Origin of the sequence: Rhodococcus ruber, from assembly GCF_027270735.1 — a bacterium.
GTDB lineage: Bacteria > Actinomycetota > Actinomycetes > Mycobacteriales > Mycobacteriaceae > Rhodococcoides > Rhodococcoides rubrum_A.
Map to the genome: position 1 here is coordinate 288265 of NZ_JAPWIJ010000002.1, position 15783 is coordinate 304047.

A 15783-nucleotide genomic window follows, 5' to 3' on the forward strand; every position below is an offset into this window, starting at 1 on the left:
GGCGATCACTCGAGTAGGCCGATCTCCCGCGCTGCGGACAACGCCTCGTCGCGAGTGTGCGCCCCCAGCTTCTTGTACGCAGAGCGCAATTGGCTTTTGACGGTGTTCGTCGACACGAACAGGTCCTTGGCGATGCGCGTGTGCCCCTGCCCGGCAGCGAGCGCCACGAGCACTATTCCCTCTCGCTCGGTCAGCTCCACGTAGCGAACCGATTCGGGGAACACCGAACCCGATCCACTCGAACAGACCCGCCGGAAGGACGTTGAGCGACCTGGAACCAACGACGTCAGGGCTTCGACATCCCTGCTCGCCAGGTAGGTCAAGCTGCGGGGAAGCTCGAGATGATCGATCAGAGTGATCGCACGGGTCCACGCGGCCGCTGCCGTTCGGAGTTCGCCGAGGTGTAGTGCGCTCGATGCCTCGATCAAGAGCGAATCGATCAACAGACGTGGACTGACGTCGGCCGACTGAGACAGTGAACGACTCAGCGACACCGCTTGCGAATCCCTTCCGGTCAGACTGTAGACACGAGCACGCAGGATCATCGCCCAGTCTTCGTCTCCAGCCCGCCCCGCGGCGGCGTCTGCTTGATTGCCCAGACCACACGCGAGTAGCAGTTCGATTTCGCTGGTGAGCAACAATCGTGTCGCCAAACCTGCGGGCTGTACGCTTCGGACATTGTTGGCCTTGGCACGGCGAAGCTGATCGAGGGCCAGTGCCGGTCGTGTGTTGAGGAGTTCGAATCCCGCTCGCACGTGGGCGATCACAGGCCACATCTCGGAACGCTCACTGAGCGTGTTCAGCTGCTCGACGATCCACCTGGCGTAGTCCAGATCGAGCGAATCGAGCGCCCCGAGACCCCGAGCTGCGAGACCGGCCGTACGCACGATTGGCTCCAGCCAGGAATCCGGAAGCCCCTGCTGCACTTTACGTTCCAGCCACTGATTGGCCCGCGCATGCTCCCCGATCAGCGCCCAGTTCAATGCTGAGGTGCCCGCCGAACCGCGTGCCACGAAACTCAGTTCGTCGACGCTGGACCCGCGATATGCCACCGCAGCCTCGATGCCGGACTCTTGCAGGCTTCCAGCAAGTTGATGACTCACGCTCCACTGGTAATGCAACAGTGCCACCGAATCGATCTGGACTTCGGGGGAGGTGTCGTGCATGAATCTGCGCAGTATTGCGAGCCTCCGACACAGCTCAGCCGATCCGGTGAAGTCCCCAGCCAGGCGTATCAATACGGCATGTACGGTTCCCGCCAGCAATGCCTCGGACCCCTGCGGCGACGACGCAAGCGCGCGCAGTGCATCCATCGTGGCAGGGATCAGCGATTCGGAGGTGGTGGATGCCGAGTCGGCACCGGTCAGCAGTTGTCTCGCCGCCAGCATCGCTGGACGTGCCGAGATGCGACTGCCAGGGATTGCGACGAGCGCTGCCCTGAACATCGAGACATCCTGGCTCAGCAGCGTGATCCAGTGCGAGTCGATGATGTCGATGACCAGTGGCCATTCCTGCGCCTGCACGGCGTGTAGAAGTGCATCGCGCTGATGGCCGTGGTCACGATGCCAGCGCGCGACGAAGATCAAACGCGGAGTTGGATCGTGTCCCTCGTCGCGCTGACGTTTGAGGATGGCCTCCCGCAACGCCGGCGGGAACAGCCATCTGCCCGGCCGGGTCGTGTTTCTGTCGACCAGAAGAAGCCCATGGTCGACGAGCTCGGCAACGGCCTGGTCGGTGCCCGCCCGACCGGTCAGCGCCCGAGCTAGTTCCGAGTCCACCGACTCGGCCGCAGCGATGGCGTCGATGAACTCGTGCAGGTGTCGAATTGCGTCGTCGCGGTAGATCCGTGCTTCGACATACACGTCCAAGGATCTCGACACGGTCCTGAGGTAGTGATCGCCGCGAGGTGCCGTAGGAAGCAGATTACGAAAAGCCGCCGTCGCATATTTCATCAAGCCGGGAAGGCCCGAGGTTACCGTGCGTGCAATCTCGGCGTCCCCGTGACTGTGCGCGATGTTCCGCTCGGACAACGCCTGCTCGGCGTCCTCCGTGGTGAACAGCAGATCCTGTTCGCCGATGACCTCGTGCGAAAACCGCAGAGACGCAATCGTGTCGAGCCAACGTCTGTCCGTCGTGAGTAGCACGATGTCGACGTGCTGACAGAGGTCCAGTAGTTGCTCGACCTCGCCCTCAAGGACCCCCGTCGTACCGGCGGAATCTCCAACGTCCTCGATGACGAGCACGATCGGCCGGTCCATTCGGTTGAGCAGTACGATCGTCGATTCGAAGGAACTGTACGTCCCGCCGGTGTCCTCGCGTGACACCCCGGCGACGAAGCCACGCATGTACAGCTGGCGGATCAGCTGGGACCACGGATCGGACCCGACGATGGAAGCGCTGCGGGACGGCACCCGCAGGGCCGTCCGAGCGCGGTCCGAATTCGATCTGGTCCAGGCATCGACCAAGGGAGACTTCCCGAAACCGACGGGAGCGCACACCAGGTGGAGCCGGACCGGGACGTCCAACCAGGAAAGCAGCTGGTGCCGCCCGTGGACGACACCATCACCTGCAGGTCGCCCCGAACTCCGAGTGGACATCATGGTGTGTGGGACTGCCTTTTCAGAGTCTCGATGTGCCCGCGTAATTAAAATATCAAGCATTTCTATCCTGAAGCAGCGCGCGAACAAAGCCGGGACCACACGAGACACCCGAATTCACCATCGCATTCACCCACCCCGCACGTCATCACCCCGACGTTCACCCTCGACGCTCTCCGTGAGCGCGCTCGGTCGGTGGTTGGCTTCGGACCAACCGACGGTGAAGGGCACCCCCATGAAAACGTGTATCGGAATATCGACGTGCTGCGACAGTGCACTCCGAGGTGTGTTGATCGACGCAGACGTTCCCACGGCCGAACCCCTCGACAGACTGACGATCCCACGCCACACGCCCGACGACGACACCGTCGACGCGCTCGTCGACGCGCTCGTCGACGCCCTGCACAGTCGCGCCGAGTCGGAGGGCATCGAGGTCTTGGCAGTGGCAGTGGCGTCATCAGGGTGGTCGAACCGCAGTGTGCCGAAGACGGCACGAAGCGACGGAATCGACGTCCAGTCGGTCCGCACGGGCAAAGCTCTCGCCGCCTACCTTGCAACGCACGAGCTCTTACCGCACGCGCATCACCACATCGTGGTGGAATCGAACGACACCGGGTGCACAGCGCTCCTGATCGAGTCGTCGATCTCGCTGATGCTCGGTAAGGCACGCATGCCGAGCTCGGGACCGACCGTGTCCCAGTTGAGTTCCGCGATCCGGCAACTCTGCGCTCACAGCGACGTCGATGGTGTCGAATACATCGTGGCGTCGAACATGCCGACAGGGACAGTCCCGGTGGTGACGGCAGTGGCCGCTCGCGAGTCGTCTGAGCTGATCCTGCTCGACGACGCGATCGACGACCACCATGCAGTCGGTGCAGCGCTCTACGCAGCCACGCGTCCGCGGCACAACAACACCAGGCTCACGAAGAACATCGGCCCTGTGAACGTCGGGCCCGGAGCCGCCGAGCGCCTGTCCGGAATCGGTATGCCCCGCCGGCTTGCACTCGCGTGGGGCGCGGCCGTCGCGGCCCTGGTAGCAATCGGTGTTGTTGCGGCACTGGCGGGTGCCCAGGGCCAACGGACGTCGGTTCGCGCTCCCGCGACGTCACCGACGTCGGAAAACTGCGTTTCGTATCGAGTCGACAGTTCAGCTATCGCGAACCGTCGATCCGATCCCGATCGGTCGCCACCCTCGACACCGGCGGTACTGCCGAGCCTCGATGTCCAATCGACCGGATCCTGCTGAAGAGCGGCTACATCACTCCGCAATGCTGGACGAATCGGGCATCGTGGGTATGGTCGGAATCGCACGGCGTACCCGACGAGTAGGAGCAGGCATGACCGACGACGCGGACAAGCTGTTTCACCGCTACGACGAGTGGTGGACAACGCTGTCACCCGAGGACCGAGCTCATGTCGAGAAGTGTTGCGAATCCGGCCGCACCGACGAGCGACTCTGCGCACTGATCCTCGAGAACGACGGCCCGTCGAAGGCGGCGTTCGAGGCAGGCAGCAAGTTGTCCGTAGGCAACAGCAAGTACTGCGCCATCCCCAGCGCGCTGCTCGAGTTTCTCGAGGCGAAGCGCGCACACCCACCTCTCAGCTAGCGGGACGCCACAGCTCCAACTCGGGGATTCCGGGCGGTGTGAATCCCATGACCTGGCCGTAGAAGGACAGTTCGGACTCTCGTGCGTTCACCTGAGTTTCGAGTTTGCGGAATCCGTGCGACTCACCCGCGTAGGCGAGGTATGCGTGCGGAATTCCCTTCTGCACCATGGCGTCTCGGAATCGCTCGGCCTGTGACGGGGGCACGATCGGATCGTCCAGTCCTTGCAACAACAGCACCGGGCACGAGAGTCCGTCGACGTTGTTGACCGGTGCGCGGGTGCGGTACAGATCGATGGCCTCGGGCAAGGGTCCGATGAGCCCGTCGATGTAGCGCGACTCGAAGTCGTGGGTCTCGGCGACGAACAGCTCGAGCTCGGCGACTCCGAAGTACGAAGCTCCGCAAGCGAATACGTCCGAGGACGTCAGTGCTGCCAGCACCGTCCAACCGCCTGCGGAGCCACCTTCGATGGCCAACCGGCGCGGGTCGGCAAGACCGCTGTCGGCGAGCCCCTGCACGGCCGCAATAGTGTCTTCCACATCGACGACGCCCCACTGCCCGCGCAGGCGATTTCGGTACTCGCGGCCGTACCCGCTCGACCCTCCGTAGTTCACGTCGACGACGCCGATGCCGCGGCTGGTGAAGTACGCGAACAGCGGATTCAGCGCGGGTGCCACGTGCGCCGTCGGACCGCCGTGGACAAACGCGACGTAGGGCGGGAGTTCGCCGTCGAGCCCTTCGTAGGACGGGTTGCGCGGCGCATAGGCGATGGCGTGCACCTCACGATTCGGTCCGTGGAACGTCACCTGACGTCCCTCCGGCAGATACCCAGCGTCGGGGACGGACTCGAAACCCGAACGTACAGCGGTGAGTTCACGAGTGTCGAGATCGAGAGCGAACAGTCCGCTCGCCACCTGCGCTCCGCCGCCCTTGATCAACACGGTCGATCCTCTGCGCCCACCGAGGCCTACCGACGTCACACCGTCGAGCGCGATATCGTCCAGAGCGCCGGATACAGGGTCGAGGACTGCGAGAGTGTCGGTACCGAAGGTCCGCACGGTCAGTAGCTTTCCCTCGTCGAGCACCTCGTACGAACTAGAACCCAAGCGCCACAGCGGGGCGCCGAAATCGGCATCGAGGGACAGCAACGGTGTGACAGCGCCATCGAGAGTCACCGAATACAGGTTCCACCAACCACTTCGGTCGCTGACGACATACAACCGTTCGTCGTCTATCCACTCCGGCTGCATCACCGACTCCTCGGTCGAACCCAGCAGCACCGTCCAGGACGACGGATCGGCCAGCGAAGCCACGCGCAGTTCCGTTCCGTCCCAGGGCATCTGCGGATGGTTCCACGCTATCCAGGCCATGCGGGTGCCGTCGGGCGACAGCCGCGGGAACGCGAGAAAGTCCGAGCCCGCCACCAACGACCGCACCCCGCCGCCGCTCAGGTCGATCGCCACGATGTCTCTCGATACCGCGCCGGCGTCGTGCATCTCGCGGACTGCGATGACGTCGTGACCGACCACCGACAGTTCGGCGTACCGGATGCTCGACGCCACAGCCGGTTTCGGAGTCAGCGGCACGGGTGCCCCGCCTGGGGTGAGTCGGTAGACACGTTGATCGGAGAACTCGGCGAACACCAGGTCGCCGTCTTCCGTCGCAGTCCATGCCCCACCGCCGTATTCGTGGACTCGGGTGCGGGCGTTGAATGGTGCGGGCAGAATCGGCTGCACTTCTCCGTCGACGTGGCGACAGATCGCCGTCCGCCCTTGTTCGGCAGGTCGCAATTCCGACCACCAGATCTCGTCGCCGACGTAGCGACCGCCCTCGACGGGGTGGCCCGCGGACGACAGGTCCGCTGCAGTGATGGGCGAAGGCCAGGATCCGAAGGCGAGTGCAGTCACGAGCTCCACCCTAGTGAACTGACGTGGCCGTAACGCGTTGTTCACGAGCCCTTCAACAGTGACCCGGATGATGGAGGACAAGCAGCAGTAGGGGGAACACCATGCGCCGGACCACTACCCAATCGGTGGACCACGAGATTCTGACATTCGGCCGAACCTGGCAGGGATACGGCGGCGGCAGCGACGAGGACATCTACGTCGCATTCGGCGTCGACGGGCGCACCTATTTCCAGCGCTTGCGTCGAATTCTCGATTCGCCGGTGGCCGGGGATCTGTCGCCGGACGAGCGGTCCGCGATTCTCGACATCTGCCGGACCAGACTGACCTGACCCACCGTCACACCGGCGTCAACAGTTCCGGGCTGTTGTTCTTCACGCTGTTCACTGCGGTACTCACCTCGTAGGGCGCGAGCCGGGGTTCCGGGATGGCAGCCAACATGTCCTGTACCGCCCCCAGATCGGTCACGGTGGGATCGAGCCAGCTCGCGCGGAGATCCGGTGGGAGCACGACCGGCGAGCGATCGTGAATGTGGCCGAGTGCATCGGCTGCCGGCGAGGTGAGCACCGTGACCGACCAGACCCACCTGTCCTCGTCGTCGTCGGCCTTGGTTGGGTCTCGCCACAATTCGTACAGGCCTGCCATCGCGAGCACGCCTTCCGTATGCAGGAAGTACGGCACCTTGCCTCCGTCGCGCTTCTCCCACTCGTAGTACCCGTCGGCGGGCACGATGCAGCGTCGACGGCTTGCGGCCTTCTTGAACGACGGCTTCTCGGTGATGGTCTCCGACCTGGCGTTGATCAGCCGGGAACCGATTTTCGCGTCCTTCGCCCAGGACGGGATCAGACCCCAGCGCACCGAACGCAGTTGCCGCACAGCGTCGGACTCCGGTTCGTCCTTGTGGGCGCGTTCGAGCACCGTCCGCACCGTCTGCGTCGGGGCCACGTTGTACGACGGCGGCACCTCCTCGCCCACTGTTTCGGCGATGTCGAACACCGCCTGGAGGTCGGTGTCACTCCGGGTACTGGCATACCGTCCGCACATGAGTCGATTGTTCCACTCGCCACCGACAACCCGGCCGAAACAACCTTGTGGAAACCGAGACCGCTCGCCTGGCACGATGTGACGGGTGACCACTCCACAGATCAACTCCCAGCCGCGTTACCGCACGTTGCAGCAGTCGACCAAGCTGCAGAACGTGCTGTACGAGATCCGTGGACCGGTACACGCCCATGCCGCCCGACTCGAAGCCGAGGGGCATCGCATCCTCAAGCTCAACATCGGTAATCCGGCTCCGTTCGGTTTCGAAGCCCCCGATGTGATCGTGCGAGACATGATCGCCGCCCTGCCCGTCGCCCAGGGTTACTCGGAGTCGAAGGGCATTCTGTCGGCGCGACGTGCCATCGTCACGCGCTACGAGCTCGAACCGGGCTTCCCCGAGCTCGATGTCGACGACATCTACCTCGGTAACGGGGTGTCCGAGCTCATCACGATGACGATGCAGGCGTTGCTCGACGACGGCGACGAGGTGCTGATCCCGGCCCCGGACTACCCGCTGTGGACGGCGATGACGACACTGTCCGGCGGCAAGGCCGTGCACTACATCTGCGACGAGGAGAACGGGTGGAATCCCGATCTGGCCGACATCGAGTCGAAGATCACTCCGAAGACCGTCGCGCTGCTGGTGATCAACCCCAACAACCCGACCGGCGCGGTGTACTCGAAGGAAGTTCTGCAGGGCATCGTCGATCTGGCGCGCAAGCACCAGCTGTTGTTGCTCGCGGACGAGATCTACGACCGGATTCTCTACGACGACGCCCAGCACACCTCGCTGGCCAGCCTGGCTCCCGATCTGCTGTGCCTGACCTATAACGGGCTGTCCAAGGCGTATCGCGTGGCCGGGTACCGCGCGGGGTGGCTCGCGATCACCGGACCGAAGAAGCACGCAGCGGGGTTCATCGAAGGAATCGACCTTCTCGCGTCGACGCGACTGTGCCCCAATGTGCCTGCGCAGCATGCCATTCAGGTCGCACTCGGCGGCTATCAGAGCATCGAGGATCTGATCCTGCCCGGCGGACGCCTGCTCGAGCAGCGCGACGTCGCATGGGAGAAGCTCAACGCGATTCATGGCGTCTCGTGCGTGAAGCCTCGGGGAGCGCTGTACGCGTTTCCGCGACTCGATCCCGAAGTGCACGAAATCTACGACGACGAAAAACTGGTGCAGGATCTGCTGCTGCAGGAGAAAATCCTCGTGGTTCAGGGCACCGGTTTCAACTGGCCCGGCCACGATCACGTGCGCATCGTGACTCTGCCGTGGGCGAGAGATCTGGCCGTGGCGATCGAAAGATTCGGCAACTTTCTCGCCTCCTACAAGCAGTGACGGCGGAAGTTACGCTCGAGTAGTTGGAAGTGATGCAAAAAACTTCGGTGTGATCGCGCCCCGAGGCCGAATGATCTGTAGATTGGCGGACGGCACTTCGGTGCCCGCGAGCCCTGGTCGTCCCCTCCCCCCCGGGTCGGTCAGGTGGTGGCGGGGGACGCCCCCCCTGCTCCCCGCCACCGAGCTCCTCGCATCGGCCACCGACGTGGCCCTCGTACTAGCCTTGCACCGTGGAACCACACGGCAATCATCCCGACGGCACCAAGCCGGGCCTCGACTCCCATGTGGGCCACGGGCACGGACACGGGCACAGCGACACTCCGGCACCGCTGGGCCCGGTAGCGGCCAAAGTCGTCGTCGGACTGCTGCTCGCCATCGGCATCGCCGTCATCGCCGGGGCATTCGCGCTGTGGCCCAGCAAACAGAGCATCGACATTCCGCTGCCGTTCCAGACGGCCGGCGGAGGTGCGGTGTCCACCGAGGCGGGCACCATCACGTCGCAGAGCATCGGGCCCTGCGGAAGTCCCGACGCGGGCAGAGCGTTCACCGGCAATCCGACCCCCGCGGTCAACGACTCGTACGAATGTCAGCGCAGCATCGTCGACATCACCTCGGGCCAGGACGCAGGTAAGCGGACGGTACTCGAGATCGCGCCAGGTCCCGGCCAACCGACGCTGAGCGCCGGTGAGGACATCCGACTGGTTCTGCAGTCAGATCCTGCCGGTGGAATCCGGTACTCCTTCAACGACTATTCCCGCGGGCTACCGCTGGGGTTGATCGTCGGCGTGTTCGCCGTGGTCATCTGCGTCGTCGCCCGCTGGCGGGGATTCCGTGCTCTGGTGGGCCTGCTCATTGCGTTTGCCGTGCTGGTGGTGTTCATGCTGCCGGCTCTGCTCGACGGCGCACCCGCCATTCCGGTCGCACTCGTCGCCGGTGCGGTGATCCTCTATGCCGTGCTGTACCTGGCGCACGGGGTGAATCTGCGCACCAGCTCGGCGCTCTTGGGCACGCTGACATCGATGGGCCTGGCCGCAGTCCTGTCCTACGTCGCAATCCGGATGACACACCTGACCGGGTTGTCGGAGGAACAGAACACCGCGGTGCAGACGTACATCGGCAACGTCAGCGTCACCGGTCTGCTGTTGGCCGGCTTCATCATCGGCTCGCTCGGAGTGTTGAACGACGTGACGATCACTCAGGCCTCGGCGGCCTTCGAGTTGGCATCGGTGGACGAGACGGCGTCGCGGCGCGAGATCTTCACCGCCGCGATGCGGGTGGGACGCGATCACATCGCCAGCACCGTCTACACCCTCGTCCTCGCCTACGCCGGTGGCGCGCTTCCGCTGCTGTTGCTGTTCAGCGTCGCCGATCGGTCGATCCAGGACGTGCTGACCGGCGACGCCGTGTCGATCGAAATAGTCAGATCCTCCGTGGGCGGTGTAGCCCTCGCACTGTCGGTGCCCCTCACCACCGCGATCGCTGTGCTGCTGGCCCGGCCGATCAACTCGTCCAAAAGAGGCGCGTCGTCGTCCCGGACGCCCAAGCCCGCTCGATCGCGGGGCTCGGGTCGCCACAGTGCGTAGAGCGGCTTCGCCGCATGTGAACGAGGTGCCTTCGGGTCGTTCCGCAGGCTTCACTCCCGCCTCGACCCCTGCTGCGAATTACCGCGCACGTGCGGCGGAGCCGCTCGTCAGCTCCTCAGGCGAATGCAGCTGCGACGGTTTCCGACAGCAGGGCCCCGTTGTGCGTGCTCAGTCCCGCCTTCAGACCCGGGTCCGCCTCACAGGCAGCTTCCCAGCCCTTGTCGGCGAGTGCGACGACGTACGGCAGCGTGGCATTGGTGAGCGCGTAGGTGGACGTGCGCGGAACGGCTCCGGGCATGTTGGCGACGCAGTAGAACACCGACTCGTGCACCTTGTACGTGGGATCGGCGTGGGTGGTGGCCACCGAATCCTCGAAGCAGCCGCCCTGGTCGATGGCGATGTCGACCAGAACCGAACCGGGCTTCATACGCTGAACCAGGCTGTTGGATATCAGTTTCGGAGCCTTGGCTCCGGGCACCAGCACTGCACCGATGACGAGATCCGCTGCGAGAACGGCCTGTTCGAGTTCGTACGCATTCGACACCAGGGTCTTGACGGCACCGCGGTACTGATCGTCGATGGCACGCAGCGCCTTCACGTCGAGATCGAGGACCGTGACGTCGGCGTGCATACCGAAAGCGATTGCGGTGGCGTTCTTTCCGGACACACCGGCTCCGATGACGACGACGTTGGCGGGACGCACTCCGGGCACTCCGCCCATGAGAACTCCACGTCCTCCTTCGCTGGACATCAGGTGGTAGGCACCGGCCTGCGGCGCGAGCCGTCCGGCAACTTCACTCATCGGTGCGAGCAACGGCAGCGAACCGTCTGGCGCAGTGACCGTTTCGTAGGCGATGGCTGTGGTACCCGAGTCCAGCAGCGCATCGGTGCAGGCCTTGGACGCTGCAAGATGCAGGTAGGTGAACAGCACCTGCCCCTTGCGCAGGCGTGAATACTCCTCGGCGATAGGTTCTTTGACCTTCAGCAGCAGCTCGGCGGTTTCCCAGACCTCGGCAGCATCGGTGAGGATCTGCGCACCGGCGGCCTTGTAGTCGGTGTCGGTGAACGACGATCCGGCTCCTGCCTCGGTCTCGATGATCACTTCGTGTCCTCGCGAGACCAGTTCGTGCACGCCTGCCGGGGTGATGGCCACCCGGTATTCGTGGTTCTTGATCTCGCGTGGAATTCCGATCTTCATGGCGGCCTCCTCGGTGGTGGGTGACGTGAAGCCGTGGCTCCATCCGTGTAGGCCAACTATGAATTATCTGCGGAATACCTGCAACGGAAGTGAATATAATTCTGTAGACTCCCGGAATGGTGAGCAATAGTTCGTTCGAGACGGGCGGTACGGGGTCCCAGCCGAACGATGTTCGGCCCATCCCACTGGACCGAATCGATCACATCCTGCTCGACGAGCTCCGCCGCGACGCCCGTACACCCAACAACGCACTCGCTGCTGCGGCCGGTGTCGCTCCGTCCACCGCACTGGCCCGGGTTCGCGCCCTCGTCGAACGCGGTGTCATTCGCGGCTTTCACGCCGACATCGACCCCGAAGCACTCGGCCAGGGCATCCAGGCAATGATCTCGGTGCGGCTGCAAGCAGATGCTCGACGACGGATCAGCGAATTCGGATCGAAGATCGCCTCACGAAAAGAGACGCTGAACATCTACTTCATCGCCGGTGCCGACGACTTCCTCGTACACGTGGCAACCGTCGATACCGCCACGCTCCGCGACTTCGTCGTCGAGAATCTCAGTGCGGACCCCGCCGTCGCGGCAACCGAGACGATCTTGATCTTCGAGCACATCAGACCGCGAAACACTCACGGCGAGAAATGAGTCGGGTCAGGGAGCAGGCGGAGCGATCGGCGGGAAACCGGGCAGCGTGAAGTCGGGGAATCCCGGAATCAGCGGCGGCGGCTGTTGCGTCGTCGGAGGAACGGACTCGACAGGCGGCGGCGGTGCAGGCTCGGCCGTGGTCGTCGTCGGCTCCGGCGTCCACGGCTCCTGGTAGACCTCGGTCTCCGACGGCTCGGTGGTCGGTGCGACGGTGGTTTCCGGCGCGGGAGGCGGCAACACCGGAGCAGGTATCTCCGACGTCGGCGCAACGGTCGTGACGGCCGGAGTCTGAGTTTGAGTGCGGCTCACCGAGGTGTCGACCACCTGCGGCGTGTTCTGGTGGGTGAGCATGAACCCGGATACGGCTACCACTGCGGCGAGGCAGAGCGCGAGCACACCACCGGTGCGAAGCCTGCGCCGAGCACGGGTCCGATCGTCCTCGCCGTCGTCGTCGTCGTAGTCGGCATCGAGCCAGTAGATGTTCTTCAGCTGGAACGGAACCGGCTTACCGTCGTCGTCGCCCGTCGCCTCGGGGTCGATCCGCTTCTCGGGTGCCTTCGTAACACTGTGCGCTACAGCAGTTTCAGCCACGTCCGAGTCGTCGACCGCGCCCTCGACTGTGCCCTCCCCGGCATTCGTGCTCAACGCAACGACCTCCCCGTCGACCCGCGCCCCCTGCACGTGGTCGTCGAGAACATCATCCGCTACAGCCGGAGACGATTCCGGCTCGACAGCAAGAGAATTGGAAGAATCGACAACGGAATCGGTGAATCTCGAGGATTCGAACCCGCCGGCCGTACTCGTGGGGTCGACCGGAGCCTCGGCCGTCGTGGTGTCGGCCGTCGTGGTCGCGGCCGTCGAGGTCGCGGCAGCAGCCGACGCGACCCAGGGACGGGCGGGAACCGGACGGGTTGCGGTGGGTGCCGGAGAAGGTACCTGCGGTGCGGCGTGCAGCGATTCGGTGCGAGCCGGGATCGGTCGGATCGGCGCTGCAGGCGGCGGAGGAGGTTGCGGGGGCCGAGGCTGCGCTGCGCGCGACTGGGGCGGACGCGGCGGCGCAGGTCGGTGTTGCGGCGCCGGCGCGGAGGTGAGTGCCGAGTCCACGCGAGTTGCGGGGTCGACCCGCACCGGGGGCTTCGGTTGCGTTGCATGCCTGTTCGCGTCGGACGTCGGTCGCGGTGCGGTTCGAGTGCGCGAGTGAGGTCGAGCGGCCAGCGCAGCTCCACGCGCTGCGACGGTCTCGGGCTCGGTCGGCACTATCGACGGCAGTTCCAGCAGCGGCCCGACGCGCTTCTGCACGATCGGCATGCGTGCACCTCCACCGATCAGCACGACGGCGTCGATGGGCACGTTTGCGCCGATCAACACCCCGCGCGCAAATTCGATGGCTTCGTCGAGCAGGTCGGTGATCAGCAGCTCGAAATTCTCGCGCGAGAGCAGAATCATTCCGCTCGCATCGGGCAGGCACACCGCGTCCTGTGTGGACAGGCGTTCCTTGGCGATTCGGCAGCGCTTTTCGAACAGTGCGATGTCGGGGTCCGTCGTCTTCTTGCCGAGACGCTGGAGCTGGTTGTTGCGTACGTAGGCGTCGAGCAGGTCTCCGCTGTACTCACCCGATCGCTGCGAGGCCGTGACGGTCCGCTGCACCAGATCGACGACGCTGACCGTCAGTCCGGAACTGCCGAGATCGAACAACGCGACCGATCTGTGGTCGCGGGCCTCGCCGGTGGCCGCGAGGTACTCGACAACGGCTTCCACCTCGTGCACCAGGTGGTAGTTGTGCAGGTGCGCACCGGCGAGCGCAGCATGCAGCGCATCGGCCTGTCGGGGGTCCCGGTAGGCGACACCGGTGGCGAGTTCGGGCTCGGTTTCGACGGCTGCACCGATCGACTCCGCGGCCAGATGCGGGAGGTCGCCGCCCACACTGTCGATGAGTTCGTTCCGGAAGAACAGTGGTCTCTCGATGTCGGTGACCAGGCCGGAAGCGTCGGCGACGGGAGCCTGGAACTGCTCCGCTCGGGGCTGCGCCGTGCGCACAGCCCGGGTCCCCATGGACACCCCAAGCAGCACAGTCACGGTTGTCGGCCTCACTTCGTTCGGCAGTTACGGCGGACGCGGTACACCTCGTCCAGAGCGCCAGGCTACCGCCTCGCGCGAAACTGCGGGACGCTCGGCCCCGGAGGGCATCGAGGCCCGGTGCAGCAAAACACGTCACGCGACCCGGTAAAGCGAGCAATTCCCTATCTGCGGTCTATTCCGGCGTCTCCGAACCGAAATCCGGTTGGTACAGCTCGCCTGCGTATGTGAAAGACGGCTCGTACAGATCGGCATCGGACAGACGAATCGGCCCCAGCACGGGCGGGTCGGCCACCGGTGTCGACAAGCCGGATCCCGCATCGGGGAGCGCGGGTGCAAGTAGCGGATCGTCGTAGATCGCGGAGGCGGCGATCGGTGGGGGCGGAGGCGTGTCGCTTCTGGTGTAGATCAGGCCCCACACGATCGAGACGACCGATAGGGCGCCGACCATCAGCGCCGCGTCGCGCACCGACCATCGGACACGGCCACGACGCGGAACCGCCGTCCGGACCTTCCGTGGAGACGGGTGGAGTCCGGGGTCGAGTGAGGGAATGCCGAAGCCGGTTCGGTCGAGAAGTTCCGGGTCGGACATCGGGGCGTCGAACACCTCGTCGAGGTCCGGCGAGACGAGAGCCGCATCACGGGCATCGATGTCGTCGAGTTCGATCGGCGCGTGGTCGACGGATCCGAAGACTGTCGAATCGACGGCCAAATCCTCGGCCGCGAACTGGTCGACCACCAACCCCTCGACAACCGAGGTGTCGAGAACACCTGCATCCGACGAGGTGGATTGCGGATCGAAGAGCCCCGACGCGTCGTCGGGAACAACCAGGGCTTCGAGGTGGTCGACCTGCGGGGACACATCGAGTGCAGCACCAGCGGCTACCGTCATCACGGGCGCATCGGGTACGTGGACCGGTACGTCCCACTTGTCTTCGATGACACTGCGGACCACGGGGATCGCTGCACCACCTCCGACGAGAAGGACCGCGTCCGGGGCCTGCTTGGACGCCCAGTCGAGGACGTCGGCAATCAGAGGCGTGACCTCCCGCTCGAACTCTTTGCGGGAGAGCAACATCGGCCCGCGGTTGGGCGCTCTGACGCCGGCCGAGGTGCTGACGAGTTCTTTCAGTTCTCGGAAGAATGCTTGATATTCCTCGTCGCCCTCCGGACCGACGGGGGGAGGAAGAATCCCCTTGGCCATCACGATGCCGCGGACGACTTCGTCGAAGCGATCGCCGCTGATGTCGACGGTACGTGCGGTCCACTCGACGTAGTCGCCTGCGACGTCGAGTGCGGTGGCCGACAGTCCCTTCTTGCCCAGGTCCACCACCAGCACGTAGTCCTTGTCGGCCAGTTCCGGAACCGTGCGCGCGTAGGCCATCAGGGCCTGAGATTCCTCGACCATGCGGGCCTTCGGGACCGTTCGGTCGCCCAGGGTGTCGAGCAGCGCCGTGACGGCCGCGGTGTCCCACCCGGCGAGCACGATGTCCTCGAACGGGCCGTGGTCGACCAGTTTGCCCGGCAGTAGGTCGTGTGCGCCCGCGGCGTCGATGGAGTCTTCGACGCGACGCCCGTCCGCGATGTACGCGATGCGCACGGCACCGGTACCCACGGACACCCCGCAGACTCCACTCATCGACCAGACAGTCCTTTACGCATTGCGATTCGGCGCCCGATCCGGCGCCCTCACGAGCCCCCGCTCCACTCGAAGTGTACGGCGGTCCAGAGGACCGATGCGGGCATCGAACTAACGCTACTAAACAATCTAGGATATTGTTTGAGCGGGTCTGGGGAG

General features: G+C 64.7%; 12 protein-coding genes. 6 read left to right on the forward strand and 6 right to left on the reverse strand.

Annotated features, from left to right (window positions below; genetic code table 11):
- Nucleotides 1-5: 5 nt before the first annotated feature.
- Complete coding sequence (locus O4220_RS05060) at nt 6-2465, reverse strand: helix-turn-helix transcriptional regulator (RefSeq protein ID WP_269602549.1); 2460 nt, start codon at nt 2463-2465, stop codon at nt 6-8.
- 418 nt (nt 2466-2883) lie between these two features.
- Between O4220_RS05060 and O4220_RS05065 the strand changes: the two genes are divergently transcribed.
- On the forward strand, nt 2884-3843 hold the full coding sequence (locus O4220_RS05065; RefSeq protein ID WP_269602550.1) for a hypothetical protein: 960 nt from the start codon (nt 2884-2886) through the stop codon (nt 3841-3843).
- A gap of 91 nt (nt 3844-3934) precedes the next feature.
- Nucleotides 3935-4204, forward strand: coding sequence for a hypothetical protein (locus O4220_RS05070; protein ID WP_269602551.1), 270 nt, complete (start codon nt 3935-3937; stop codon nt 4202-4204).
- Here O4220_RS05070 and O4220_RS05075 read toward each other — a convergent pair.
- Nucleotides 4197-6110, reverse strand: coding sequence for a prolyl oligopeptidase family serine peptidase (locus O4220_RS05075; protein ID WP_269602552.1), 1914 nt, complete (start codon nt 6108-6110; stop codon nt 4197-4199). The two genes, O4220_RS05070 and O4220_RS05075, sit on opposite strands and share 8 nt — an antisense overlap.
- Nucleotides 6111-6211: 101 nt before the next feature.
- Between O4220_RS05075 and O4220_RS05080 the strand changes: the two genes are divergently transcribed.
- Nucleotides 6212-6439 carry a DUF3263 domain-containing protein gene (locus tag O4220_RS05080; RefSeq protein WP_269602553.1) on the forward strand — a complete coding sequence of 76 codons (228 nt, stop codon included), beginning with the start codon at nt 6212-6214 and terminating at the stop codon, nt 6437-6439.
- A 7-nt stretch (nt 6440-6446) separates the two neighbouring features.
- Here the strand turns inward: O4220_RS05080 and O4220_RS05085 are convergent, their stop codons facing one another.
- A complete protein-coding gene (locus tag O4220_RS05085; protein ID WP_269602554.1) occupies nt 6447-7151 on the reverse strand; it encodes an SOS response-associated peptidase in 705 nt (234 codons plus the stop codon).
- 85 nt (nt 7152-7236) lie between these two features.
- Here O4220_RS05085 and O4220_RS05090 point away from each other — a divergent pair, with 85 nt between their 5' ends.
- Together O4220_RS05090 and O4220_RS05095 are read left to right on the forward strand one after the other, a co-directional pair.
- On the forward strand, nt 7237-8487 hold the full coding sequence (locus O4220_RS05090) for a pyridoxal phosphate-dependent aminotransferase (protein ID WP_269602555.1): 1251 nt from the start codon (nt 7237-7239) through the stop codon (nt 8485-8487).
- A gap of 230 nt (nt 8488-8717) precedes the next feature.
- Nucleotides 8718-10070 carry a YibE/F family protein gene (locus O4220_RS05095; RefSeq protein ID WP_269602556.1) on the forward strand — a complete coding sequence of 451 codons (1353 nt, stop codon included), beginning with the start codon at nt 8718-8720 and terminating at the stop codon, nt 10068-10070.
- Nucleotides 10071-10185: 115 nt separating this feature from the next.
- Here the strand turns inward: O4220_RS05095 and ald are convergent, their stop codons facing one another.
- Nucleotides 10186-11268: an alanine dehydrogenase gene (ald, locus tag O4220_RS05100; protein ID WP_269602557.1), complete on the reverse strand. Its 1083-nt coding sequence runs from the start codon at nt 11266-11268 to the stop codon at nt 10186-10188.
- A gap of 116 nt (nt 11269-11384) precedes the next feature.
- Here ald and O4220_RS05105 point away from each other — a divergent pair, with 116 nt between their 5' ends.
- The gene (locus tag O4220_RS05105) at nt 11385-11909 is read left to right on the forward strand and encodes an Lrp/AsnC family transcriptional regulator (protein ID WP_269602558.1); all 525 of its coding nucleotides are present in this window, start codon (nt 11385-11387) and stop codon (nt 11907-11909) included.
- A 6-nt stretch (nt 11910-11915) separates the two neighbouring features.
- Here the strand turns inward: O4220_RS05105 and O4220_RS05110 are convergent, their stop codons facing one another.
- Both O4220_RS05110 and O4220_RS05115 read right to left on the reverse strand, forming a co-directional pair.
- On the reverse strand, nt 11916-13985 hold the full coding sequence (locus O4220_RS05110; protein WP_269602559.1) for an Hsp70 family protein: 2070 nt from the start codon (nt 13983-13985) through the stop codon (nt 11916-11918).
- Between the two features lie 175 nt (nt 13986-14160).
- Nucleotides 14161-15624, reverse strand: a complete 1464-nt coding sequence (locus O4220_RS05115) for a hypothetical protein (RefSeq protein WP_269602560.1) — start codon at nt 15622-15624, stop codon at nt 14161-14163.
- Between the last annotated feature and the right edge of the window lie 159 nt (nt 15625-15783).